This is a genomic window from Streptomyces alanosinicus, from assembly GCF_014650595.1.
Lineage (GTDB): Bacteria > Actinomycetota > Actinomycetes > Streptomycetales > Streptomycetaceae > Streptomyces > Streptomyces alanosinicus.
Window position 1 is genome coordinate 1,215,415 of the sequence record NZ_BMVG01000001.1, and the last position, 23,851, is coordinate 1,239,265.

Here is a 23,851-nt window from a genome sequence, read left to right on the forward strand (position 1 = left end):
CGCCCCTGCAGCCCCTGCATACCTCTGGCGGGAATCCGTTGAAGACTGGCATTCTCGCCGCTGTCGCATGATCCGGTCGCCGCCTACCGTCAGCGCGTGACCAAGTTCCTCCTCGCCGTCCACGTCCTCGCCGCCATCGTCGCCGTAGGACCCGTGACCGTGGCCGCCAGCATGTTCCCGCCCGTCGCGCGCCGGATGGCCGCCGACCCCAAGGACGCGGGCTCGACCGGGACCCTGCGGCTGCTGCACCGGATCTGCCGGGTGTACGCCCTGGTCGGTGTCGTCGTCCCGGTCTTCGGGTTCGCCACGGCGAGCGAGATGGGGGTGCTGGGCAGTGCCTGGCTGATCGTGTCGATCGCGCTCACCGCCCTCGCCGCCGTGGTCCTCGCCGCGCTGGTGCTGCCCGCCCAGAGCGCGCTCGTGGAGGGCCGGGACGCGAACCCCGCACGGCTCGCCATGGTCACCGGGGTGTTCAACCTGTTGTGGGCCACCGTGACCGTTCTGATGATCGTGCGACCGGGTTCCACGACAGGGGCCTGAGAGCACCGGGTTTCAGCTCTCTGGCCTCTCCTCTGCCTGCCCTCCGCCGCCGGACCCCTCACGCCCCCAGCGTCTGCGTCACCACATAGATCAGCAGGCCCGCCAGTGATCCCACCACCGTGCCGTTGATCCGGATGAACTGCAGGTCGCGGCCGATGTGGGCCTCGATCTTCCGGGTGGTGTGCTCGGCGTCCCAGCCGGCCACGGTGTCGGTGATCAGTGAGGTGATCTCCTTGCGGTACGTCGTCACGACATGCACCGCCGCGCCCTCGACCCAGCTGTCGACCTTCTCCTGCACCTTCGGCTCGGTCGCCATCCGCCTGCCCAGCGACAGCAGCGCGGCCCGCACCCGCAGTCGCAGCTCGCTGCGCTCGTCCTCGGCCGCCGCCACGATCATGGAGCGTACGGCCGTCCAGGCGGACGCGATCAGGTCCTGTACCTCGCCGCGGCCCAGCACCTCGCCCTTGAGCCGCTCCACCCGCGCCCGGGTGTCGGTGTCGGACTGCAGGTCGGCGGCGAAGTCGTTGAGGAAGCGGTCCAGCGCGCCGCGCGCCGGATGGGCGGGCATGTCCCGCATCTCGGTGACGAAGCGGAGCAGTTCCCGGTAGACCCGCTCACCGACCTTGCGGTCCACGAAGCGGGGGGTCCAGCCGGGCGCGCCGCCCTCCACGGCGACCATCACGTCGTCCCGGTGCAGCACCAGCCAGTCGTGCGCCCGGGTCACCACCAGGTCCACCACGCGCCGGTGCCCGCCGTCGGCGACGATCCCCTCCAGCATCTTGCCGATGCCGGGCGCGATCTCCTGGATGTTCGCCCGCCGGGTGACGGCCTCGGTCACGACCGCCTGCACATCGGAGTCGCGCAACACCGTCAGCGCGCCGCGCAGCGCGCTGGCCAGTTCCGCCGTCACCCGGTCCGCGTGCTCAGGCTCGGCCAGCCAGGCCCCGAGCCGGCTGCCGATGCCGACCGCGCGCAGCCGCTGCCGTACGACGTCCTCGGAGAGGAAGTTCTCGCCGACGAACTCGCCGAGCGAGACGCCCAGCTGGTCCTTCTTGGTGGGGATGATCGCGGTGTGCGGGATGGGCAGCCCGAGCGGGTGCCGGAAGAGCGCGGTGACGGCGAACCAGTCCGCCAGGGCGCCGACCATGCCCGCCTCCGCCGCCGCGGCCACATAGTCCGCCCAGGGCCCGGCGCCCTCGTGCGCGGCCAGCTTGGCCAGGACGTAGACCAGCGCCACGAACAGCAGCAGGCCGGTCGCCGTGAGCTTCATACGGCGCACCCCGCGCCGGCGTTCCTCGTCGGCCGGGGTGAAGGCCGTCATGGTGCGGTACGACACCCCGCGCGCCGGTACCGGCGCCGTCTCCGTCTCGGTCGGTTCCATCAGCTCCACCCGTTCGGTGATCCCGCGGTGATTCCGCACACAAATTGTCCCTGCCTGACCGACTCCCGGAACGGAACAAGAGTTCCCGGCGTCTGTCCGAGCGCGGGTATGGGCAGGGCCCTGACAGCTCCGCCCGGCCCATGACGCATGATGGGCTCACAAGATCGGAGCCTCGGGCTCCCTTCCCCGAGGAGAACACCACAGCGTGACCAAGCGACATGGCTATGCCGTGCTCAGTGCGCTGCTCGCGCTGGTCGTGGCCGTGTCCGCCGCCATCTATCTGACCGTGGCGGCCGACCACGGCAGCTCGCGCGGCGCGTTCACCGACGACCGCCCGCACCATGGCTCCGCCGCGGCCCCCGCCTCGACCGGCACCTGGGTCGGCGCCTGGTCCGCCTCCCCGGCCGGCGGCGAGCCCGGCACCGAGGCGCAGGGCCTCGCGGGCCGTTCGGTGCGCAATGTCGTGCACACGAGCACCGGCGGGACGAGCGCCCGGATCACACTGTCCAATCTCTACGGCCAGGCTCCGCTGCCCCTCACCCACGCCTCGATCGCCGTGTCCGCGGGCGACGGCACCGCCGCGGCCGACCCGGACTCGATGCGCCGTCTCACCTTCGGCGGCGCCACGAGCGTGGTGATCCCGGCCGGCGGCGAGGCCGTCAGCGACGCCGTACGCCTCACCGTCCCGCACGACGGCGATGTGCTGGTCACCACCTACTCCCCCACGCCGTCCGGCCCGGTCACCTACCATCCGCACGCCCAGCAGACCTCGTACGTCGCCGACGGTGACCGCACCGAGGACGCGACGGGCGCCCCGTACACCGAACAGACGCCGTACTGGCGTTATGTGACGAGTCTGGACGTCCTCGGCAACGAGGCGGACGGCACGGTCGTCGTCCTCGGTGACTCCATCACCGACGGCATAACGTCCACCACCGGCGCCAACCACCGCTGGCCGGACCTCCTCGCCGGCCGGCTGCGCGACGCGGCCGCAGGCGGGCGGCAGGTGCCGCGCTACAGCGTCGTGAACGAGGGCATCAGCGGCAACCAGGTGCTCGCCGACGGGCTCGGCAGGCCCGCCGAGAACCAGAGCGGCCTCGGCCGCTTCGGCCGCGATGTGCTCTCCCACCCGAACGTCAAGGTCGTCGTCATCGACCTCGGCGTCAACGACATCCTGCGCAACCCCCGCCTCGCCGACCCCGGCCGCATCCTCGCCGGACTGCGCACCCTGGTCCGCGAGGCGCACGGCCGCGGTCTGAAGGTCGTCGGCGCCACCCTGACACCGTTCCGGGGCCACCGCGGCTACACCCCGGCCCGCGAGACGGTACGCCGGCAGGTCAACGCGCAGATACGCTCCGGTGGTGTGTACGACGCGGTCGTCGACTTCGACAAGGCGCTGCGCGACCCCTATGACCCGCGCCGGCTGCGCCCCGACTACGACTCCGGCGACCATCTGCACCCCAGTGACCTGGGCTTCGGCAGGATGGCCGAGGTGTTCGACCTGAGCGTGCTCAAGGGCGCGGGGCAGGCGGAGCTGTAAGTCATGTCGGGGCAGGCAAGTCCTGTCGGGACAGGCGGAGCCGGAGCGGGGCGGGCGGAGCCGGGCTCGCGGGGCGGGGAATACTGGCGGGCATGACGCGCTTGATCCTCGCCACCCGCAACGCCGGAAAGATCACCGAGCTGAGGGCCATCCTGGCCGACGCCGGACTGCCCCATGAACTCGTCGGCGCGGACGCCTACCCCGACATCCCCGACGTCAAGGAGACCGGCGTCACCTTCGCCGAGAACGCCCTGCTGAAGGCGCACGCGCTCGCCCGCGCCACCGGTCTGCCGGCGGTCGCCGACGACTCGGGCCTCTGCGTCGACGTGCTGAACGGCGCCCCCGGCATCTTCTCGGCCCGCTGGGCCGGCCGGCACGGCGACGACCGGGCCAACCTCGATCTGCTGCTCGCCCAGCTCTCCGACATCGCGGACGAGCACCGCGGCGCCCACTTCGCCTGCGCCGCCGCCCTGGCCCTGCCGGACGGCACGGAGCGGGTGGTGGAGGGACAGCTGCGCGGCACCCTGCGGCACCTGCCCGCCGGCGCGGGCGGCTTCGGCTACGACCCGATCCTCCAGCCGGCGGGCGAGGACCGCACCTGCGCCGAGCTGAGCCCCGAGGAGAAGAACGCCATCAGCCACCGCGGCAAGGCGTTCCGCGCGCTGGTGCCGGTCGTCCGTGAACTGCTCGGCTGACGTGCGCGAGGCGCCCGGCCGAACTGCCGAACTCTGGTGCGGCCGGAGGGACTCGAACCCTCACGGGAGTTACCCCACTGGGACCTAAACCCAGCGTGACTGCCAATTCCACCACGGCCGCCTGATGCTGCCCGGCCATGCTAGCGGCCGGGCAGCGGGTCCCGGTGGTCAGATACCCAGATCCTTGATGATCTTGGCCACGTGACCGGTGGCGCGGACGTTGTAGAGGGCCCGCTCGACCTTGCCCTGCTCGTCCACGACGATCGTGGAGCGGATGACACCCAGGTACGTCTTGCCGTAGTTCTTCTTCTCGCCGAAGGCGCCGTAGGCCTCGGTGACCTGCTTCTCCGGGTCCGCGAGCAGGGTGACCTTCAGGGACTCCTTCTCACGGAACCTCGCCAGCTTCTCCGGGGCGTCGGGGGAGATGCCGATGACGTCGTAGCCGGCGCCGGCCAGCAGCTCCAGGTTGTCGGTGAAGTCGCAGGCCTGCTTGGTGCAGCCGGGGGTCAGGGCGGCCGGGTAGAAGTAGACGATGACCTTGCGGCCCTTGTGGTCCGACAGGGACACCTCATGGCCGTCGGCATCGGGGAGGGTGAAGGCGGGGGCCACGTCCCCCGGCTGGAGTCGCTCGCTCATCGGGCCAGCGTAACCGGGGGGCCTTGCGGCGCGGTGCGGCCCACAACTGACAAACTGTTCGGAACAACATCAGGAGACTTCGGAGGCTGTACGGTGGCGGACACCTCGGACACCAGAACCCCGGCGCAGATCGAGGCGGACATCAAGCGCCGCCGTGACGTGCTGGCCGAGACACTCGACGAGATCGGGGTGCGGGTGCATCCGAAGACGATCGTCGGCGATGCCAAGGCGAAGGCCGTCGCCCATGTCGACCACACTCTGGGCCGGGCATATGTGCAGGTCAACCGATTGGTGAGTGAGGTCAGGGGGCAGTTCGTCGACGAGGCGGGCGGGGTGCGGCTGGAGCGGGTCGTGCCGGTCGCGCTGCTGGCCGTCGGCGTGGTCGGGCTGTTCGCGGTGGGTTCCCGGCGGCGCAAGGACTGACCCGGACGCATACGGGCAGGGCGAGGACAGGTAGGTTCGAGGCGTGAGCCCCATCAGAGACGAGCACAGCACCTCCCATCACGACAAGCTCCCCATCCGGATGCTGCACGACCGGGTTCTGGTCAAGCAGGACACCGGCGAGGGCGAGCGGCGGTCCGGGGGCGGCATCCTGATTCCCGCCACCGCGGCGGTCGGACGCCGACTGGCCTGGGCCGAGGTCGTCGCGGTCGGCCAGAACGTACGCACGGTGGAGACCGGGGACCGCGTCCTGTACGACCCGGAGGACCGGGCCGAGGTCGAGGTGCGGGGTGTGGCGTACGTGCTCATGCGCGAGCGGGATCTGCACGCCGTGGCCGCGGACCGCTTCGAGGGGTCGGAGGACTCCACGGGGCTGTATCTCTGATTCCGTATCTCTGATTCCGAATCGAGTCCCTGTCGCAAAAGGGGCCGGTGACCATCGTCACCGGCCCCTTTTGCGTTTCCTTTGCTATCTTCGAGAGCGAACCCGACGAGACGCGCCGTACCGGGACACAGGCAAAGACGACGCACCGAAGAAGAGTCACTGCGTCTCGGAGGTGCCTGTCATGGCCTGGGTTCTGCTGCTCGTCGCCGGTCTGCTCGAAGTCGGCTGGTCGATCGGGATGAAGTACACGGAGGGTTTCACCCGGCTGGTGCCCAGCCTGTTCACCGGCGCCGGAATCGTCGCCAGCATGATCCTGCTGTCGTACGCCGCGAAGTCCCTGCCCATCGGTACCGCCTACGGCGTGTGGGTCGGCATCGGGGCGGCCGGTGCGGCGGTGCTCGGCATGGTGGTGCTGGGTGAGCCGGTCACCGCCGCCCGGATCTTCTTCGTCTGTCTGCTGCTGGTCGCCGTCGTGGGGCTGAAGGCGACCAGCGGCCACTGAGACGTCAGGTCACGGGGCCTGGGCCGCCGCCGTCGCCGGCGGCTGTCCCCGTCGTACCGCCGGCGCCGTCCGCACCGCCGGCCGCCGCATCACCCCCGGTGGCATCCCCGGCGGTCGTCCCGCCGGTGGTGTCGGTGCCGCCGGTCGTCCCGCCGCCCGTGGTGTCACCACCGGTGGTGGTGCCGCCGGTCGTGGCACCGCCGGTGGTCGGGGTGCCGGTGGTGCCGCCGGTGGTCGGGGTGCTGCCGGTGGTGCCGCCGGCCGGGCTCATGGTGGCGCCGCCGCCGGTCGGGCTGGCGGTCGCACTGCCGGTGGGCCGGCCGGAGGGGGTACCCGACTGGGCCGGGCCGGTCGCGCTCGGCGGCTGCGGCTCGTCGGCGCCCTGCTCCAGCTGGAGGTCGAAGTCGGCGGCCGGCTTGCCCCGCAGCGCGTCCTGCGTGTACTGGGCCCAGATCTGGGTCGGCGGACCACCGCCGTTCATCCGGGCCTGGCCGAGCGCGCCGTACAGCCCCATGTGCTTGGCCGTCACCGGGTCCTGGCCCATGACGGAGACCACCGTGGCCAGATCCGGGGTGTAACCCGCGAACCAGGCGGCCGTGTCGTTCTCGGCGGTACCGGTCTTGCCGGCCGCCGGACGGCCCGCGCCCTGCGCGGCGGTGGCCGTGCCGTTGTCGACCACGCTCTGCAGGATCGACGTGGTGGTGTCGGCGGCCTCCCGGCTGACGGCCTGCTTGACCGGCTGCCCGGGCAGCCTGATCTCGTCCGTGCCGTCCTTGGTGACCTTCTCGATCATGGTGTACGCGCCGCGCTTGCCGTGGTTGGCGAGCGTGGCGTAGCTCTCCGCCATGTCCAGCACACTGGCGGTGGCGGTGCCGAGCGCGATCGACGGATACGGCTGCAGGTCCGGGGTGCCGGACGGGACGCCCAGGTCGATCGCGGTCTGCTTGACCTTGGACGGGCCGACGTCGACCGCCATCTGCGCGTAGACGGCGTTCACGGACAGGTCCGTCGCCTTGGTGATGTCGATCTGGCCGTACGACTTCTGGTCTTCGTTCTGCGGGGCGTAGGCGCCGCCGCTCCAGCCCTGCACGGGGCGCTCGTTGGTGCCGTCGTACTGGGTGTTCGGGGTGATCGGGCGGCCGTCCTGGGTGGTCGAGCCGTTCTCCACCGCCGAGGTGAACACGAACGGCTTGAAGGTCGAGCCGACCTGGAAGTCACCGCGGGTCGCGCCGTTGGTGTACTGCTTCACATAGTCGATGCCGCCGTACATCGCGACGACCTTGCCGGTCTTCGGATCGACGGAGGCGCCGCCCGCGCGGACGTAGTTGTCGACCTTGTTGTTCTTCTTGTCCAGCTTGGAGATCAGCTGGTCGTTCACCGCCTTGACGAAGGCGTTCTGCTTGTTCTTCTGGATGGTGGTGGTGATGCGGTAGCCGCCGGCCTCCAGTGTGTCGGCGTCGATGATGTTGTTCTTGGTCAGGTAGTCGTTGACCGCCCGCACGAGATAACCGCGCTGCCCGGACAGGCCGGTGGAGACCGTCTGCTCCTTCGGCATGGGGAACTTCAGGCCGGTGCGCTCGGACTGGCTGAGCCAGCCCTTCTTCACCATGCCGTCGAGGACGTAGTTCCAGCGGGCCACGGCTGCGGACTTGTTCTCGGGGTGGGCCACGACGTCGTACTCGCTGGGCGCGTTGACGAGCGCGGCGAGATAGGCGGCGCGGGCCGGGTCCAGGTCCTTGGCGTCCACGCCGTAGTAGGCCTGGGCGGCGGCCTGGATACCGTAGGCGTTGCGGCCGAAGAAGCTGGTGTTGAGGTAGCCCTCGAAGATCTCGTCCTTGGACTTCTGCCGGTCCAGCTTGATCGAGATGAAGAACTCCTTGGCCTTACGGGTGACCGTCTGTTCCTGGGCCAGGTAGTAGTTCTTCACGTACTGCTGGGTGATCGTCGAGCCGGACTGCTTGCCCTTGCCGGTCGCGGTGTTCCACAGGGCACGGACCATCGCCTTGGGGTCGATGGCCGACTCGGAGTAGAAGTCGCGGTCCTCGGCGGCCAGTACGGCGTGCTGGGCGTCCTTGGAGACCTGGGCGAGGCTCACGTTCTCCCGGTTGATGTCGCCGTCGCGGGCCAGCTGCGAGCCGTCGGCGTACAGATAGACGTTGCTCTGCTTCATGGCCATGGCGTTGGCCGGCGGGATGTTGACCATCGAGTAGCCGAGGAAGAAGAGCCCGATGACCGCCAGCACACAGACGAAGAAGCCGCCGAGCACCATGCGCCAGGTGGGGATGATCCTGCGCCACCCGGTCCGCTTCGGCCGCTTCGGCTTCTTCCCCTTGCCCTTGCCGCCGTCCTCGGCCCGCTGAGCGGTGCCCTGCTCGGGGGCGGGGGCGGAGTCACCGCCGGGGGTGGAGCGCCCGGCGGTGCGCTGGGCGCCGGTGCGCGGGCGGGGAGCGGCGGCGCCGACGGCGTTCGCCGCGCTTGCCGCGTTCGCCGTGCCTGCGGCACCGGCGGCGGCTCCGGCCGCGCCGACGGCCACCGCTCCGGCCGCACGGACCGCACGGTTCGCGCCGGGAGCGGCGGTACGGGGAGTGCGAGGCGTACGGCCGGTGGCGTTCGGCTCGCCGGCCGGGGCGGCGGCCGGCGTCCTGGCGGCGTCGTCCGTCCCCGCGCCGTCTCGGGGTGCGTTCACCCGCCGGAGGACCTGGGTGCTCTCGGGCGCCGGGGTCTGCTCGGCCGCCTTGCCGGACCCGTCCCCCTTCGCGCCGCGGGGCGCCGTGACCCGCCGCAGCACCTGGGTGCTCTCGGGCGACTGCGGCTGCTCCGAGGCACCGGCGGCGGACGCCGCAGCGCGATCCGCGGAACCACCCGAGGCGCCCGGGGCCGAGCCCGCGCGACGCGTCGCATCGTCACCGGAACCCGAGGCCGCGCCGGCCGCCGGCGCACCGCCGACGGCCCCGTCGGACGGCGCGGGGCCCTCACGACGCGCCGCGTTCCCACCGGGCGCCGCGTTCCCACCGGGCACCGCGTTCCCACCGGGCACCGCGTTCCCGCCAGGCGCCGCGTTCCCGCCAGGCGCCGCGTTCCCGCCAGGCGCCGCGGCCGCGCCGGGCGCCCGGTCCCCGGCGGTCGGTGTGTCGCCGGTCGGACCGGCCGGGCCCGGCTCCGTGCGGCCGTCTCGGGCCGCCTGGCGGGCACGGGCCATGGAGGCCGTCCGGTCCTGGGCCGAAGGGTCCCCCGGAGCCGGCTTGTCGGCGGGAGCCGCCGGGGCCGGCTTGTCGGCGGGAGCCGCCGGGGCCGGGTCGTCGGCAGGAGCCGAAGGGGGCGGGGACGCCGGACGATCACCCGTTCGGCCGCCGCGGGCCTGACGGGCCCGTCCGGCCCGCCCATCCTGCCCGGCCTGCCCGGAGCGCTCCGAGTCGGCCGCCTCCGTCGCCTCCGCCTGCTCCGGCGTCCGCGCGGGCTGCGCCCCGGTCGGCTTGTCGGTCCCCCCGGCCGTCGCGGGGGCCGTGTCATCGCGGCCCCCGGGCTCACCGGGCCCTTCAGCCTGCAGCGGCTTGCTCGGCGGCACGCCCTCGGTCGGCTGCTGCGGCTGCGGCTCGTCGCTCATGTCGTGCACGGACTCCTGTTTCGCGTCTGTATTCGCGTCGTACGTTCCCGTACGCCTCGTACGCTTCTGCGCCCCCGGTTTGAAGACTCTCGCACCTGGCGTTCCGTTCCCGGATTCCGGCACGCTTCGGCCACAAATTGCGTGGCCGGCAGCCGGACCTCCGGACTAGGCTCCTGCGCTTCGGTGTCGAGCGGTCCCAGGAGGTGGACTGGCGTGGGCGCGGGACGGTTGTACGGTGCCGTCGCGGCGGGGGGATTCAGACGGTACGCGACGTATCGGGCCGCCACTGCGGCAGGGGTGTTCACGAACACGGTCTTCGGACTGATTCTCGTCTCGACCTATCGCGCGCTCTGGGACGAGCGGCCGCACCTCGGCGGGTGGGACGAATCGCAGGTCGTGACCTATGTGTGGCTGGGGCAGGCGCTGCTGTCGACGCTCGCGATCGGCGGCGGGGGCGTCGAGGGCGAGCTGATGGATCGCATCCGTACGGGGGACGTGGCAATCGATCTCTACCGTCCCTCCGACCTGCAGCTGTGGTGGCTGGCGACCGACCTGGGGCGGGCCTTCTTCCAGCTGCTGGGCCGCGGCGTGGTGCCCTTCGCCTTCGGCGCCCTGTGCTTCCCGGTGTATCTGCCGACGGACGCGGGCACCTGGGTCGCCTTCCTCGTCGCCGTGCTGCTGGCGATGCTCGTCGGGTTCGGGATCCGCTATCTGGTGGCGCTGAGCGCGTTCTGGCTGCTGGACGGCATGGGGGTGACGCAGATGGCCTGGCTCGCGAGCTACTTCTGCTCGGGCATGCTGCTGCCGCTGAACGTGTTTCCCGGGGCGCTCGGCGAGGTCGTACGGGCCCTGCCGTGGTCCTCCCTGCTCCAGGCGCCGGCCCAGATCCTGCTGGGGCACGCGGACCCGTGGGGCACGTACGCGTTCCAGGGCGCGTGGGCGGTGGCGCTGCTGGGCGCGGGACGGCTGGTGCAGGCGGCGGCGACCCGGCGGGTGGTGGTCCAGGGTGGGTGAGAGCGGCCCGGTGCGCGAGGGCGTGCGGACCTATCTGATGATCGCCGGGATGTGGGTGCGGTCCACGATGGCCTACCGCGCCTCGTTCGTGATGACCACGTTCGGCAGCTTCGCGACGACGTTCTTCGACTTCGTCGGGATCATGCTGATGTTCTCCCGGGTGGACGCCCTGGGCGGCTGGTCGCTGCCCGAGATCGCCTTTCTGTACGGCCTGTCCGGTACGGCCTTCGGGCTGGCCGACCTGCTGATCGGGTCGATGGAGCGGCTGGGGCGGCGGGTGCGCGACGGCACGCTGGACACGCTGCTGGTGCGTCCGGCGCCGGTGCTGGTGCAGATGGCGGCCGACCAGTTCGCGCTGCGGCGGCTGGGCCGGGTGGTCCAGGGCGCGCTGGTGCTGGGCTGGTCGCTGACCCGGCTCGACGTCGACTGGACCCCGCTGAAGGTTGTGCTGATGCCGGTGATGCTGGTGAGCGGCTGCGGGATCTTCTGCGCGGTGTTCGTGGCGGGGGCGGCCTTCCAGTTCCTGGCGCAGGACGCCTCCGAGGTGCAGAACGCCTTCACCTACGGCGGTACGACGCTGCTGCAGTACCCGCCGACGGTGTTCGCGAAGGAGCTGGTGCGCGGGGTGACCTTCGTGCTGCCGCTGGCCTTCGTCAACTGGCTGCCCGCGACCTATGTGCTGGGGCGGCCGTATCCGCTGGCGCTGCCCACATGGCTGGCGTTCGCTCCGCCGCTGGTGGCGGTGGCGTGCTGTGCCCTGGCGGGGCTGGCCTGGCGGACGGGACTTCGTTCGTACCGGAGCACAGGGAGCTGACTGATGGCGGACGACACCCTCACCGAGGACGGCACCGCGGACTTCATCGCGCTGGAGCAGGTCGAGAAGGTCTTCGTGGTGCGCAGGAAGACCGGGTTCCTGAAACGGGAGCGGCGTGAGGTGCGGGCGGTGGACTCGCTGTCGTTCACCGTGGCGCGCGGGGAGATGGTCGGGTACATCGGGCCGAACGGCGCCGGCAAGTCGACCACGATCAAGATGCTGACCGGCATCCTGACGCCGAGCGCGGGGCGGCTGCGGGTGGCGGGCATCGACCCCTCGCGGGAGCGGCGGCGCCTCGCGCACCGGATCGGGGTGGTGTTCGGGCAGCGTACGACCCTGTGGTGGGACCTGCCGCTGATCGACTCCTACCGGCTGGCGCACCGCATGTACCGGATCCCGGACGCCCGTTACCGCGAGAATCTCGACCGGTGTGTCGAACTCCTGGAGCTGGAGGCCCTGTTGGATGTGCCCGTACGGCAGCTCTCGCTCGGGCAGCGGATGCGCGGGGACATCGCGGCGGCGCTGCTGCACGATCCCGAGGTGCTGTACCTGGACGAGCCGACGATCGGTCTGGACGTCGTGTCGAAGGCCAAGGTGCGGGGGTTCCTGCGGGAGTTGAACGCGGAGCGGGGCACGACCGTGCTGCTGACCACGCACGATCTGCAGGACATCGAGCAGTTGTGCTCCCGGGTGATGGTGATCGACCACGGCCGGCTGATGTACGACGGTCCGCTCGCCGGGCTGCACGAGGCCGGGGAGAGCGAACGGACGCTGGTGGTGGACCTGGAGCGGGAGCTGCCACCGGTCGAGGTGGAGTCGGCGCGGGTGGTGCGGGTGGAGGGGCCGCGGCAGTGGCTGGCCTTCCCGGCGGGACAGTCGGCGGCGCCGCTCGTCGCGCGGCTCGCGGCGGAGTATCCACTGGTGGACCTGTCGGTGCGGGAACCGGACATCGAGGCCGTCATCGCCAAGATGTACGCGGAGAAGGCGGTCTCGTAGGCTGCTGTCATGAGCGACGACGCGCGTGCGGACCTGCGGGCCTCCGATGCCGACCGGGAGCGGGTCACCGAAGTCCTTCGGGAGGCCGTGGCCGAGGGCCGGCTCGACATGACCGAGTTCGAGGAGCGCCTGGAGGCGGTGTACCAGGCACGGACCTACGGCGAGCTGGCTCCGATCACCCGCGATCTGCCGACGGCCGGCACGGCGGCGGCGCCGGCCCCCGTCTCCTTCACCAAGGAGCCCGCGCGGGACGGCGGTTGGGCCGGCCGGATCGTCGGCGGTGAGGGGTCCTCGACCGGTGCGGTCGGCATCATGTCGGGCTTCCAACGCAAGGGCCGCTGGACGGTGCCGAAGCGGTTCAGCTGCTTCGCGTTCTGGGGCGGCGGCGAGATCGACCTGCGGGAGGCGGACTTCGCGGACCGCGAGGTCGAGATCAACTGCGTGGCGATCATGGGCGGTGTGCAGGTCATCGTGGAGCCCGGGGTGGAGGTGGTCGTCCGTGGCATCGGCATCATGGGCGGCTTCGAGCACCCGAGGGACGCCGGCCCGGCCGAGCCGGGCGCTCCGCGGGTGATCATCGGCGGGCTCGCCTTCTGGGGCGGGGTCGCCGTGCAGCGCAAGGTCACCCGGGCCGAGCAGAAGCGCCTGAAGGAGGAGCGCCGCCAGGAGAAGCTGGAGCGCCGGGAGCAGGGCCGGGACGGGGAGTACTGAGCCGCCTCCGAGGGACACGGGGCCGTACGCCGGCAGGCGGCGCTGCCGGGTGGGCGCGACCGGCGGCGGACGGCCCGTGGCCGCCCACGGCCCGTCCCACGGCGGCTACTTCGTGCAGACCTTGGTCAGTTCGCCGGCCGCGTCCGTCACCGGGCTCACGTCCGGTGTCCTGTCGCCGTTCTTGATGGCCGTACGGATGTTGTCCACGGCCTTCTGCAGATGATCGACCGCCTTGTTGACGTCGGCGTTGTCGGTCTTGTCGCCGATCTTGTCGAGGTTCTTCTCGATGGCGTTCAGCGAACTGTCGGCCTGGGTGGGGTCGTTCGCGGCGTTCTCCACGGCCTGCTGCAGGTCGGTGACGCTGTCGGCGATGGAGTCGGCGGTCTGCACGCAGTCCAGGGCCTTGCCGACGGCGTCACAGCCGGTGGTGAGGCCGGCGGTGAGCGTGGCGGTTGCCACGACGACGGCGACGGCGGTGAGACGGCGTCGGCTGACGGCCATGGTGGTGGTCCCTCCCCTGGTTGGGCGCCCGGCGGAACTGGCCGGGCACACGGTGGTGGGGCCGTGCGCCCGTATCCCTAGGACGCCGGGGAGGGCGCGCGGGTTGCCCGCGCGCACGTTTGCTGTTGGTCTGTCCTTTACTTTCCGAGTGTGGCGTCCAGGGCGGCCCGCTGGATCGCGGCCAGGTCGGCGCAGCCGCCGACGGCGAGGTCGAGCAGGGCGTTCAGTTCCTCGCGGGCGAAGGGCTCGGCCTCGGCGGTGCCCTGGACCTCGACGAAGCGGCCGTCGCCGGTGCACACGACGTTCATGTCGGTCTCGGCGCGCACGTCCTCCTCGTAGCAGAGGTCGAGGAGGGGGACGCCGGCGACGATGCCGACGGAGACGGCGGAGACGGTGCCGGTGAGCGGCTGCCGGCCGGCCTTGATCAGCTTCTTGCCCTGGGCCCAGGCGACGGCGTCGGCGAGGGCCACGTAGGCGCCGGTGATGGCGGCCGTGCGGGTGCCGCCGTCGGCCTGGAGGACGTCGCAGTCGAGGACGATGGTGTTCTCGCCGAGCGCCTTGTAGTCGATGACGGCGCGCAGCGAGCGGCCGATGAGCCGGGAGATCTCATGGGTGCGGCCGCCGATCCTGCCCTTGACGGACTCGCGGTCGCCGCGGGTGTTGGTGGCGCGGGGCAGCATGGCGTACTCCGCGGTGACCCAGCCCTCGCCGCTGCCCTTGCGCCAGCGCGGGACGCCTTCGGTCACGGAGGCGGTGCAGAACACCTTGGTGTCGCCGAAGGAGACGAGGACGGAGCCCTCGGCGTGCTTGCTCCAGCCGCGTTCGATGGTGACCGGGCGGAGCTGTTCGGGAGTACGGCCGTCGATGCGAGACATGGCATGGAGCCTAGTCGTACAAAGGGAAGGGGCCCCTCCCGCCTCGGGAGGAGCCCCTTGCCGGTGAACCGGTTCGGCTCACATCATGTCTTCGATCTCCGCGGCGATCGGGTCGGCGTCGGTGCCGATGACGACCTGGATGGCGGTGCCCATCTTGACGACTCCGTGGGCGCCGGCGGCCTTCAGGGCGGCGTCGTCGACCAGGCCGGGGTCGGACACCTCGGTGCGCAGCCGGGTGATGCAGCCCTCGATCTCCTCGATGTTGTCGATACCGCCGAGGCCGGCGACGATCTTCTCAGCCTTGCTGGCCATGTTCCTTCTCCCTGATCCGAACCGCTTTGTCGCAGTAACCCACAGTTGGCCCATCTTCGCGAGCGGTCATGCCGTCCGTGCCGAATGATGGCGATCACGACAGCGGAACCGTCCGCCAACTGGTCTACACCACCCGGGGGACGGTCGCCAAACCGCGACGAAGTCGCCCGTCCGGGAGGACGCCATGAGCGCCGAGAGCACACCTGCCGGCAGCACCCCCGGCGCGGCGCGGGAACGCTGGAACCGCCTGTTCCAGGGCCTGCAGAAGATGGGCCGCAGCCTGCAGCTGCCGATCGCGGTGCTGCCGGCGGCGGGCATCCTCAACCGCCTCGGCCAGCCGGACGTGTTCGGCAAGGACGGCCTGGGCTGGACGGACGTCTCCCAGGTGATGACGGGCGCGGGCGGTGCCCTGCTGGACGGCTCCCTCGGTCTGCCGCTGCTGTTCTGTGTGGGCGTGGCGATCGGCATGGCGAAGAAGGCGGACGGCTCGACGGCGCTCGCGGCGGTGGCGGGTTTCCTCGTCTACTACGGCGTGCTGCACCAGTTCCCCGAGTCCTGCCCCGCCGGCGCGAAGGCGATCCCGCAGGTCGGCTGCCAGGTGGCCGTCGGCGCGGGCACCGGTTCGGTTGCGCCCTTCACCTTCCAGAACCCGGGCGTCTTCGGCGGCATCGTCATGGGTCTGCTGGCCGCCTTCTTCTGGGCCCGCTTCCATCGCACCCGGCTGGTGGACTGGCTGGGCTTCTTCAACGGCCGGCGCCTGGTGCCGATCCTCATGGCGTTCGTCGCGATCGTCTTCTCGGCGCTGTGCCTGTGGATCTGGCCGCCGATCGGCAGCGGCCTGGAGAGTTTCAGCCACTGGCTGCGGGACGCGGGCGCCTGGGGTGCGGGGATCTTCGGGCTCGCCAACCGGGCGCTGCTCGTGGTCGGCCTGCACCAGTTCCTGAACGTGCCCATCTGGTTCCAGTTCGGCAGCTACACCAAGCCCGACGGCACCGTGGTGCACGGCGACATCAACATGTTCCTGAACGGCGACCCGCACGCGGGCCAGTTCACCTCGGGCTTCTTCCCGATCATGATGTTCGCGCTGCCGGCGGCCGCGCTGGCGATCACCCACTGCGCCAAGCCGCACCGCCGCAAGGAGGTCGGCGGTCTGATGCTGTCGGTGGCGCTGACGTCGTTCGTCACGGGCATCACCGAGCCGATCGAGTACTCCTTCCTCTTCATCGCCCCCCCGCTCTACGCGGTCCACGCCGTGCTCACCGGTGTCTCGATGGCGGTGACCTGGGCGCTCGGGGTGCACGACGGCTTCAGCTTCTCGGCCGGCCTGATCGACTATGTCATCAACTGGAAACTGGCGACGCGGCCGTGGGCGATCATCCCGATCGGCCTGTGCTTCGCGGCGGTCTATTACGTCGCCTTCCGGTTCACGATCACCAGATTCGACCTGAAGACGCCGGGCCGTGAGCCGGAGGACGAGGTCGAGGACATCACCAAGGCCTGAGCCGGGGTCGTCGGGCACGCCGCGTAGCGTTCCCGTAGCGGATTTCGTGGTTCCTTACACCGCCTTCATCGTGCTACAACAGGTCTACACCACTGAGTGGTGTAGACCAGAGACGCTGCCGTCCCCCTCCCATGGATCCCCGGGCGGCGCTCGCATGCCCTCCCCCAGCCTCCGGCCGGGGGTACCCCCAGGAGGAAGTTGTGACCACGGCCAGCGCCGCTCCCGCGGCCGAGAAGAAGAAGGGCCCCGGCGTGATGGCCGTGCTGCAGCGCATCGGCCGCAGCCTGATGCTGCCGGTGGCGGTGCTGCCGGCCGCCGCCCTGCTGGTCCGCCTCGGCAACACGGACATGCTGGGACGCGCCTCCTTCCCGACGTTCCTGACGAAGATCGCCTCGTTCATGGCCGCCGGCGGAAACGCGATCCTCGACAACATGGCCCTGCTGTTCGCCGTGGGCATCGCGATCGGCTTCGCGAAGAAGTCGGACGGTTCCACGGCCCTCGCCGCGGTCGTCGGCTACCTGGTCTTCAAGAACGTCCTCGGCACGTTCACCGACAAGAACCTGCCGAAGGTGGCGACGGTCGTCGACGGCAAGATCGTCATGGCGAACGCCCCGGCGGACGCCAAGGTCCTCGGCGGTGTGGTGATGGGCCTCGCCGTCGCCCTGCTCTACCAGCGCTTCTACCGCACCAAGTTGCCGGACTGGGCGGGCTTCTTCGGCGGCCGCCGGCTGGTGCCGATCCTGTCGGCCCTCGCCGGTCTGATCCTCGGCATCGTCTTCGGCTACATCTGGCCGGTCCTCGGCACGGGCCTGCACAACTTCGGTGAGTGGCTGGTGCATTCGGGCGCCGTCGGCGCCGGCATCTTCGGTGTCGCCAACCGTGCGCTGATCCCGATCGGCATGCACCACCTGCTGAACTCCTTCCCCTGGCTGCAGGCGGGCGACTACCACGGCAAGAGCGGCGACATCGCGCGCTTTCTCGCCGGCGACCCGACCGCGGGACAGTTCATGACCGGCTTCTTCCCGATCATGATGTTCGGCCTGCCGGCCGCCTGCCTCGCGATCGTGCACTGCGCCCGCCCGGAGCGCCGCAAGGTGGTCGGCGGCATGATGCTCTCGCTCGCCCTGACCAGCTTCGTCACCGGCGTCACCGAGCCCATCGAGTTCACGTTCATGTTCATCGCGCCGGTCCTGTACGCGATCCACGCGGTGCTCACCGGCATCTCCATGGCGCTGACCTGGGCGCTGGGCATGAAGGACGGCTTCGGCTTCTCCGCCGGCGCCATCGACTTCTCCCTGAACCTCGGCATCGCGAGCAACCCATGGGGCCTGGCCCTGGTCGGCCTGTGCTTCGGCGCCGTCTACTACGTGGTCTTCCGCTTCGCCATCACCAGGTTCAACCTGCCGACGCCGGGCCGTGAGTCCGACGAGGAACTCGCCGAGCTGGAGAAGGCCGAGGCCAAGTAAGGCCTCGGGTAAGGCCTCCACAGGCGCTCGAAGGCCCTGGAACCGGACGAACGGGTTCCAGGGCCTTTTTGTGCGCGGAAGAGCTAGATGTCGTACGTCGCCCTCGGCGCGGCCAGCTCCACCCGCCCGGCGAAGACCTCGCGCGCGTCCCGGACGTTGACCTCGGGGTCGGTCCACGGCGGGATATGGGTGAGGACCAGGCGGCGGGCGCCCGCGCGGGCCGCCGACTCGCCCGCCTCACGGCCGTTCAGGTGCAGGTCCGGGATGTTCTCCTTGCCGTGCGTGAACGCGGCCTCGCACAGGAACAGGTCGGTGTCCCGGGCCAGCTCGTCCAGCGCCTCGGTGACACCCGTGTCGCCGGAGTACGTCAGCGACCGCCCGTCGTGCTCGACCCGGATGGCGTACGCCTCCACGGGGTGACGCACCCGCTCGGTGTGCACCGTGAAGGGGCCGATCTCGAACGTGGACGGCTTGACGGTGTGGAAGTCGAAGACCTCGCTCATGGACGAGGCGGAGGGCGTGTCGGCATAGGCCGTGGTCAGGCGGTGTTCGGTGCCCTCGGGGCCGTAGACCGGGATGGGGGCGCAGCGGCCGCCGTCATGGCGGTAGTAGCGCGCGACGAAGTAGGCGAGCATGTCGATGCAGTGATCGGCGTGCAGATGGCTCAGGAAGATCGCGTCGAGGTCGTAGAGACCGCAGTGGCGCTGCAGCTCGCCGAGGGCGCCATTGCCCATGTCGAGGAGCAGCCGGAAGCCGTCGGCCTCGACGAGGTAGCTCGAACAGGCCGATTCCGCGGACGGGAACGACCCCGAGCAGCCGACGACGGTGAGCTTCATGAAGCAGAAACCTCCGTTGGCGGAAAGATCGAGGGAAAGATCACGGGAAAGGTCGAACGACAAAGATCAAAAGGGCAGGAAACGGGGGTCGTGCGGTTTGTCGAGCGTACGGCGCGGGGGCGCGGGTCGCTCCTCCGCAAAGGGCCGTTGTGGGCGAACTCACCTGCGCTGTCACCGGTTCGGCTGGACCAGGGGCGCACAAGGTTCATCAGAGGGCGCGCGATCCTCGGCGCGCGCCGGTAACGTCGTCGTATGGACACGTCCTGGTGGCTGGCGCTCGCGGCGGTGGTACTGCTCGCGCTGGTCGCCACGCTCGTCGACGGCTGGGGGCGCGGTCGCCGGCCCGGCGGACGGCGGCTTCGGCCGCTCGGGCGTGCCGGGACGCGCCCGCCGCGGGCGGCCCGGCCGGCCCCCGGGGACATCTGGTGGGCGGACGTGCCCTACGAGGACCGCGCCGAGGTGAAGGACCGGCCGTGTCTGGTGCTGGCCGTGCGCGGGAACCGGGCCACGGTCGCGAAGATAACCAGCAAGTACCACGACGAACACGCCGGGGTGATCCCGCTCCCGCCCGGCGCGGTCGGCGACGCCCACGGCCGGCCCAGCTTCCTGGAGACCGACGAGCTGCGCGAGGTACCGGTGGGTGACTTCCGGCGCCGGGTGGGCGTGGTCGACCCGGTGTTGTGGGACCAGGTACGGCACCTGGCCGGCTGATCACTTCACGGTGACCGTGACCGTCCAGTCCTGGATCCCCTTGCAGGAGACCTGGCCGGGGGCCGTCGGCTGGGCGCACAGCGGGCGGGAGGACGTCAGCTTCACGGTGCCGGCCGTCACCGCGTGGTACGCCGCGTTGGCGTCGCCCGGCTGGATGGCGAAGCCGGCGTTGATGCCCTTGAGGGCGCTGCCGCTCACCATGACCGGCTTCCAGGGGCGGGACTTGGTGCCGTCCAGGGTCAGCCGGACCTCGCCGCCCTTGCTCACGCAGACGGTACGGCCGCCGTCCGCGGCCTTCAGCTGCACATCGGCGGCACAGCCGCCCTTGGCCGGTGCGGAGGTCGCCGACGGCGACACCTTGGCACCGCCGCCCGCGTTGTCCGAGCCTTTGTGCGAGCCGCATCCGGCGAGGAGCAGCGCTGTCGCCGCGAGGGCGAGGGAGGTCGTCGTACGGCGCATGGGGGTTCGCCTTTCTGCCGTGGCCGGGTGGGGTCGGCCGCCTGATGCAGATGAGACGTAGCAGCACGACGAACGGATCCCGCACGCGGACCGTTTCCGCGTGCGGGATCACCGGGTGGTGCGGAGGGGACGGATCAGCTGGTCGTCAGGGCCGTGTCGTCCACGACGAAGCTGGTCTGCTGCGAGGAGTCCTCCACGCCGTTGAACTTCAGGGTGACCGTCTGGCCCGCCAGCGAGGACAGGTCGAAGGTCTTCTGCGCGTACCCGGAATTGGCGTTGAGGTTCGAGTACGAGGCCAGGGTGGTCGAACCGGCGCTCACCGTCAGCTTGTCGTACGCGGTGGAGGAGGTGGTCTCCGCCGTGTCGATGTGCAGGTAGAAGGTGAGGGTGGCCTTGCAGCCGGCCGGGATCGTCACCGACTGGGACAGCGTGTCGGTGTGCGAGGAGCCGTAACCGTCCAGCCAGGCCTTGTACGAGCCGCCGTGGGCGGCCTCACCCGAGTCGGTGTTGATGACACCGCTGGTCGCGGTCCAGCCGGTGCTGCCCGACTCGAAGCCCGGGTTGGCCAGCAGTTGGGCGGAGGTGCAGCCACCGCCGCCGGAGCCGACGGTCCAGGTGAAGGAGGCCGAGCCGGAGGCGCCGGTGGAGTCCTTCGCGGTGACCGTGACCTGGTAGGTGCCCGCGGTGGAAGCGGTGCCCGAGATCAGGCCCGTGGAGCTGTTGATGGACAGCCCGGTCGGCAGGCCGGTCGCGCTGTAGGTCAGGGCCGCGCCCGCGCTGTCGGTGGCGTTGATCTGCAGGCTGGCCGAGCCGCCCGTGGTGGTGGACTGGCCGCCGGGGTTGGCCACGGTCACCGTGTTGCCGCTGCTGGAGCCGGCGGTGAAGGCGGCGGTGCCGTTCGGGGTGCCCCACCCGGTCGGGCCGTCGTAGCCGGTACCGGCGGTGCAGAAGTACGACGGGGAGCAGCTGCCGTTGTTGCCGCTGGTGACGTCGTACAGGTTGCCCGTGTGCTGGTACGGGTACTTCGCCGGGTAGTCGCCGGAGCCCGGGGTGCCCGCGAGGGCGTAGACCGAGGCCATGATCGGCGAGGAGGCGCTGGTGCCGCCGTAGACCGCCCAGCCGGACCCGCCGAAGGTGTCGTAGACCGCGACGCCGGTGGCCGGGTCGGCGACCGCGGAGACGTCGGCCTCCATGCGCTTGGCGCAGCCGGTATCGGTCTGCCAGCTCGGCTTCGGGTCGTAGGCGGAGCAGCCGGAGCCGGTGCCCTCGGTGGAGTTGGTGTGCCACACCGACTCGCTCCAGCCACGGGAGTTGGAGGAGGTGGTGAGCGCGGTGCCGCCGACGGCGGTCACGTACTGGGAGGTCGCCGGGTACTCGGCGCCGTAGGCGGAGTCACCGGAGGAGACGGTGATCGCGACGCCCGGGTGCTTGAAGTACTGGGTGTCCTCGCTGGTCTGGGAGGAGGACTCGGAGCCGCCCCAGCTGTTGGAGATGAACTTGGCGCCGAGCGCGACGGCCTCGTTCTCGGCGATGCCGAGGTCGGTGTCGTTCGCGGAGTTGGCCTCGACCAGGTCGATGCTGCAGTTCGGGCAGACCGCGCTGACCATGTCGATGTCGAGCATCTCTTCACCGGCCCAGCCGGTGTCGTTGGTCGGCAGCGAGGTGGTGGAGCCGGTCTGACTGACCTGCTTGAAGCAGCCGTTGGCCTTGGTGCAGGCGGACAGGCCGTAGGTGGAGCGGTAAGTGGCCAGGTCCGACTCGGCGTTGGGGTCGTTGTAGGCGTCGACGATGGCGACCGTCATGCCGGAACCGGCCGCGGTGGGCAGGTTGTAGGCGCTGTGCAGGTTGGCCGGGGAGAGGCCAGAGGGGGCCGCGGCGGCGAGCGCCGAGGCGAGCCGCTGCTTGATGTCGGTGCGGCGCTGGGCGAAGCAGGACGCGTGCCCCGGCTTGGCGGTGGCGCACAGATGGGTCGTGGGGACCTTCTGGCCGGCCTTGCCGGTGGAGTGGTAGGTCTGCCGCCCGGGTGCGGTCAGCGCCTTGTCGTTCTGCGTGACCTTGGTGGTGTGCGGGTGGGCCGCGGTGGGCTGGGCTCCGGCCGTCGGTGCCGCGACGAGTCCGGCGACGGTGAGGGTGAGGGCGGGGAAGGAGACCGCCAGGAGTCTTCGCAGACTCCGTCTCCGCTTGCTCAGGCGTGACTCACGCATGGGGTACTGCCTCCGTTGACGTGGGGATGCGCACTGGATTGGCAGGCCCGTGACGCGCGTAGCGGCGGCGTGACCGCGCAGTCATGAGCATGACATTCGCAGACACCTGTCATGGACGCTGGGTGAGCGTGACATGACAGGGTGCGGGAGGAACGTAATCCTGGCCCGGGCATCACCGGCAGTACCGGAGAGTTTTCTTTGCTCTGCCATAGGAATGGCTTAGCCCCCTCATGAGAGAGGGGGCCAGATCACCGCTTGATGCGGAACGGGCGGTTCTGATAGGCGCGGCATCACGCCCAGAGCTGGCCCTGCAGTGTTGCGATGGCCTCCTCGGTGGTGGCCGCCGTGTAGACGCCGGTGGACAGATATTTCCAGCCACCGTCGGCCACGACGAAGACGATGTCGGCGGACTCCCCCGCCTTGACCGCCTTCTTGCCCACACCGATCGCCGCGTGCAGGGCGGCACCGGTCGAGACGCCCGCGAAGATGCCCTCCTGCTGGAGCAGTTCACGGGTGCGGGTGACCGCGTCGGCCGAGCCGACCGAGAAGCGCGAGGTCAGCACGGAGGCGTCGTACAGCTCCGGTACGAAGCCCTCGTCCAGGTTCCGAAGGCCGTACACCAGGTCGTCGTAGCGCGGTTCGGCGGCGACGATCTGGATGCCCGGCTTGTGCTCGCGCAGATAGCGGCCGACACCCATCAGGGTGCCGGTGGTGCCGAGACCCGCGACGAAGTGGGTGACCGAGGGGAGGTCGGCGAGGATCTCCGGGCCCGTCGTGGCGTAGTGGGCGCCCGCGTTGTCCGGATTGCCGTACTGGTAGAGCATCACCCAGTCGGGGTGCTCGGCCGCCAGCTCCTTCGCCATCCGCACCGCGGTGTTGGAGCCGCCCGCGGCCGGCGAGGGGATGATCTCGGCACCCCACATGCCGAGCAGGTCCCGGCGCTCCTGCGAGGTGTTCTCCGGCATCACGCACACCATGCGGTAGCCCTTGAGCCTGGCCGCCATGGCAAGGGAGATACCGGTGTTGCCCGAGGTGGGTTCGAGGATGGTGCAGCCCGGGGTCAGCCGGCCGTCCTTCTCCGCCTGCTCGATCATGTGCAGCGCGGGACGGTCCTTGACCGAACCGGTGGGGTTGCGGTCCTCCAGCTTGGCCCAGATGCGGACGTCGGCGGACGGCGAGAGTCGCGGCAGGCGCACCAAGGGGGTGTTGCCCACCGCCGCCAGCGGGGAGTCGTAGCGCATCGCTGCTCAGTAACCGATCAGTGCATTCCGCCGGCGACGGCCGGCAGGATCGTCACGGTGTCGCCGTCGGACAGCTTGGTGTCGATGTTGTTGAGGAAGCGGACGTCCTCGTCGTTCAGGTACACGTTGACGAAGCGGCGCAGCTTGCCCTCGTCCACGATGCGGGCCTGGATGCCCGTGTGCCGGGTCTCGAGGTCGGTGAACAGCTCGGCGAGGGTGTCACCGCTGCCCTCCACCGCCTTCTGACCGTCGGTGTACTGGCGGAGGATGGTCGGGATGCGGACCTCGATGGCCATGGCTCAGGGCTCCTGTCGGAAGTGTCGTCGGTTCGGGCGTGCGGCGGCCCGCCGCGGCACACGGGCCGAACGGCGGCAGGGGGAAATCAACAGATGGCGCTGTTCAGCCTGCACAGGTCGACGTGCAGCCGCGCCACGAGCAGCTCGCCCCGCGCCTTCTCGCTCACGTCGTTCAGAACCATGGGCTCAT

The 23,851-nt window shown here is 70.7% G+C and carries 25 protein-coding genes, 1 tRNA gene and 1 riboswitch; of the genes, 13 read left to right on the top strand and 13 right to left on the bottom strand.

Annotation, left to right across the window (positions count from 1 at the left end; genetic code table 11):
- Nucleotides 1-96 precede the first annotated feature (96 nt).
- The gene (locus IE277_RS05530) at nt 97-540 is read left to right on the top strand and encodes a hypothetical protein (protein WP_189948947.1); all 444 of its coding nucleotides are present in this window, start codon (nt 97-99) and stop codon (nt 538-540) included.
- Nucleotides 541-598: 58 nt separating this feature from the next.
- Here IE277_RS05530 and IE277_RS05535 read toward each other — a convergent pair whose 3' ends face one another.
- Entirely contained in the window at nt 599-1,921 is a 1,323-nt protein-coding gene (locus tag IE277_RS05535) for a DUF445 domain-containing protein (protein ID WP_229880802.1), read from the bottom strand.
- 205 nt (nt 1,922-2,126) lie between these two features.
- Here IE277_RS05535 and IE277_RS05540 point away from each other — a divergent pair, with 205 nt between their 5' ends.
- Both IE277_RS05540 and rdgB read left to right on the top strand, forming a co-directional pair.
- Nucleotides 2,127-3,461, top strand: a complete 1,335-nt coding sequence (locus IE277_RS05540) for an SGNH/GDSL hydrolase family protein (RefSeq protein WP_189948948.1) — start codon at nt 2,127-2,129, stop codon at nt 3,459-3,461.
- A gap of 92 nt (nt 3,462-3,553) precedes the next feature.
- Nucleotides 3,554-4,156, top strand: a complete 603-nt coding sequence (gene rdgB / locus IE277_RS05545; RefSeq protein ID WP_189948950.1) for an RdgB/HAM1 family non-canonical purine NTP pyrophosphatase — start codon at nt 3,554-3,556, stop codon at nt 4,154-4,156.
- 34 nt (nt 4,157-4,190) lie between these two features.
- Here the strand turns inward: rdgB and IE277_RS05550 are convergent.
- Nucleotides 4,191-4,277, bottom strand: a tRNA-Leu gene (locus IE277_RS05550).
- 47 nt (nt 4,278-4,324) lie between these two features.
- Nucleotides 4,325-4,792 carry a thioredoxin-dependent thiol peroxidase gene (gene bcp / locus IE277_RS05555; protein ID WP_189948952.1) on the bottom strand — a complete coding sequence of 156 codons (468 nt, stop codon included), beginning with the start codon at nt 4,790-4,792 and terminating at the stop codon, nt 4,325-4,327.
- A 93-nt stretch (nt 4,793-4,885) separates the two neighbouring features.
- On the opposite strand from bcp, the gene IE277_RS05560 reads away from it, so the two are divergent.
- From IE277_RS05560 to IE277_RS05570, 3 genes are all read left to right on the top strand, one after another.
- Nucleotides 4,886-5,215, top strand: coding sequence for a DUF3618 domain-containing protein (locus IE277_RS05560; RefSeq protein ID WP_189948954.1), 330 nt, complete (start codon nt 4,886-4,888; stop codon nt 5,213-5,215).
- Between the two features lie 100 nt (nt 5,216-5,315).
- The gene (locus IE277_RS05565; protein ID WP_189949243.1) at nt 5,316-5,618 is read left to right on the top strand and encodes a GroES family chaperonin; all 303 of its coding nucleotides are present in this window, start codon (nt 5,316-5,318) and stop codon (nt 5,616-5,618) included.
- Nucleotides 5,619-5,696: 78 nt separating this feature from the next.
- A riboswitch (guanidine-III (ykkC-III) riboswitch) is annotated at nt 5,697-5,765 on the top strand.
- A gap of 34 nt (nt 5,766-5,799) precedes the next feature.
- On the top strand, nt 5,800-6,120 hold the full coding sequence (locus IE277_RS05570; protein WP_189948956.1) for a DMT family transporter: 321 nt from the start codon (nt 5,800-5,802) through the stop codon (nt 6,118-6,120).
- Nucleotides 6,121-6,124: 4 nt separating this feature from the next.
- Here IE277_RS05570 and IE277_RS05575 read toward each other — a convergent pair whose 3' ends face one another.
- Complete coding sequence (locus IE277_RS05575; protein WP_229880823.1) at nt 6,125-8,908, bottom strand: transglycosylase domain-containing protein; 2,784 nt, start codon at nt 8,906-8,908, stop codon at nt 6,125-6,127.
- Between the two features lie 1,029 nt (nt 8,909-9,937).
- Between IE277_RS05575 and IE277_RS05580 the strand changes: the two genes are divergently transcribed.
- From IE277_RS05580 to IE277_RS05595, 4 genes are read left to right on the top strand one after another with little or no spacing between them, the layout of a single operon-like run.
- Entirely contained in the window at nt 9,938-10,738 is an 801-nt protein-coding gene (locus IE277_RS05580) for an ABC transporter permease (protein ID WP_189948958.1), read from the top strand.
- Between the two features lie 37 nt (nt 10,739-10,775).
- Entirely contained in the window at nt 10,776-11,552 is a 777-nt protein-coding gene (locus tag IE277_RS05585; protein WP_189949247.1) for an ABC transporter permease, read from the top strand.
- A 3-nt stretch (nt 11,553-11,555) separates the two neighbouring features.
- A complete protein-coding gene (locus tag IE277_RS05590; RefSeq protein ID WP_189948960.1) occupies nt 11,556-12,548 on the top strand; it encodes an ABC transporter ATP-binding protein in 993 nt (330 codons plus the stop codon).
- Nucleotides 12,549-12,557: 9 nt separating this feature from the next.
- Nucleotides 12,558-13,259 (top strand): DUF1707 SHOCT-like domain-containing protein, encoded by a 702-nt coding sequence (locus IE277_RS05595; RefSeq protein WP_189948962.1) that lies wholly within the window; start codon nt 12,558-12,560, stop codon nt 13,257-13,259.
- 105 nt (nt 13,260-13,364) lie between these two features.
- On the opposite strand, the gene IE277_RS05600 is transcribed toward IE277_RS05595, so the two are convergent.
- The 3 genes from IE277_RS05600 to IE277_RS05610 all read right to left on the bottom strand — a co-directional run bounded on the left by IE277_RS05600 (nt 13,365) and on the right by IE277_RS05610 (nt 14,947).
- Entirely contained in the window at nt 13,365-13,760 is a 396-nt protein-coding gene (locus IE277_RS05600) for a hypothetical protein (protein WP_189948964.1), read from the bottom strand.
- A gap of 137 nt (nt 13,761-13,897) precedes the next feature.
- Nucleotides 13,898-14,635: a ribonuclease PH gene (rph, locus tag IE277_RS05605; protein WP_189948966.1), complete on the bottom strand. Its 738-nt coding sequence runs from the start codon at nt 14,633-14,635 to the stop codon at nt 13,898-13,900.
- A gap of 78 nt (nt 14,636-14,713) precedes the next feature.
- Entirely contained in the window at nt 14,714-14,947 is a 234-nt protein-coding gene (locus tag IE277_RS05610; protein ID WP_161294306.1) for a PTS sugar transporter subunit IIB, read from the bottom strand.
- A 184-nt stretch (nt 14,948-15,131) separates the two neighbouring features.
- On the opposite strand from IE277_RS05610, the gene IE277_RS05615 reads away from it, so the two are divergent.
- Nucleotides 15,132-16,448, top strand: coding sequence for a PTS transporter subunit EIIC (locus tag IE277_RS05615; protein WP_189948968.1), 1,317 nt, complete (start codon nt 15,132-15,134; stop codon nt 16,446-16,448).
- A gap of 200 nt (nt 16,449-16,648) precedes the next feature.
- Nucleotides 16,649-17,914: a PTS transporter subunit EIIC gene (locus tag IE277_RS05620; RefSeq protein ID WP_189948970.1), complete on the top strand. Its 1,266-nt coding sequence runs from the start codon at nt 16,649-16,651 to the stop codon at nt 17,912-17,914.
- An 83-nt stretch (nt 17,915-17,997) separates the two neighbouring features.
- Here IE277_RS05620 and IE277_RS05625 read toward each other — a convergent pair whose 3' ends face one another.
- Complete coding sequence (locus IE277_RS05625; protein WP_189948972.1) at nt 17,998-18,750, bottom strand: MBL fold metallo-hydrolase; 753 nt, start codon at nt 18,748-18,750, stop codon at nt 17,998-18,000.
- Between the two features lie 252 nt (nt 18,751-19,002).
- Here IE277_RS05625 and IE277_RS05630 point away from each other — a divergent pair, with 252 nt between their 5' ends.
- The gene (locus tag IE277_RS05630; protein WP_189948974.1) at nt 19,003-19,461 is read left to right on the top strand and encodes a type II toxin-antitoxin system PemK/MazF family toxin; all 459 of its coding nucleotides are present in this window, start codon (nt 19,003-19,005) and stop codon (nt 19,459-19,461) included.
- On the opposite strand, the gene IE277_RS05635 is transcribed toward IE277_RS05630, so the two are convergent.
- The 5 genes from IE277_RS05635 to IE277_RS49410 all read right to left on the bottom strand — a co-directional run bounded on the left by IE277_RS05635 (nt 19,462) and on the right by IE277_RS49410 (nt 23,843).
- Nucleotides 19,462-19,920, bottom strand: a complete 459-nt coding sequence (locus tag IE277_RS05635; RefSeq protein ID WP_189948976.1) for a hypothetical protein — start codon at nt 19,918-19,920, stop codon at nt 19,462-19,464.
- Nucleotides 19,921-20,054: 134 nt separating this feature from the next.
- Entirely contained in the window at nt 20,055-22,124 is a 2,070-nt protein-coding gene (locus IE277_RS05640) for a putative Ig domain-containing protein (protein WP_189948977.1), read from the bottom strand.
- A gap of 290 nt (nt 22,125-22,414) precedes the next feature.
- Entirely contained in the window at nt 22,415-23,365 is a 951-nt protein-coding gene (locus IE277_RS05645; RefSeq protein ID WP_189948978.1) for a PLP-dependent cysteine synthase family protein, read from the bottom strand.
- A gap of 17 nt (nt 23,366-23,382) precedes the next feature.
- Entirely contained in the window at nt 23,383-23,661 is a 279-nt protein-coding gene (locus IE277_RS05650) for a MoaD/ThiS family protein (RefSeq protein ID WP_189948979.1), read from the bottom strand.
- An 86-nt stretch (nt 23,662-23,747) separates the two neighbouring features.
- Nucleotides 23,748-23,843: a putative leader peptide gene (locus IE277_RS49410; protein ID WP_373310711.1), complete on the bottom strand. Its 96-nt coding sequence runs from the start codon at nt 23,841-23,843 to the stop codon at nt 23,748-23,750.
- Nucleotides 23,844-23,851: the final 8 nt, after the last annotated feature.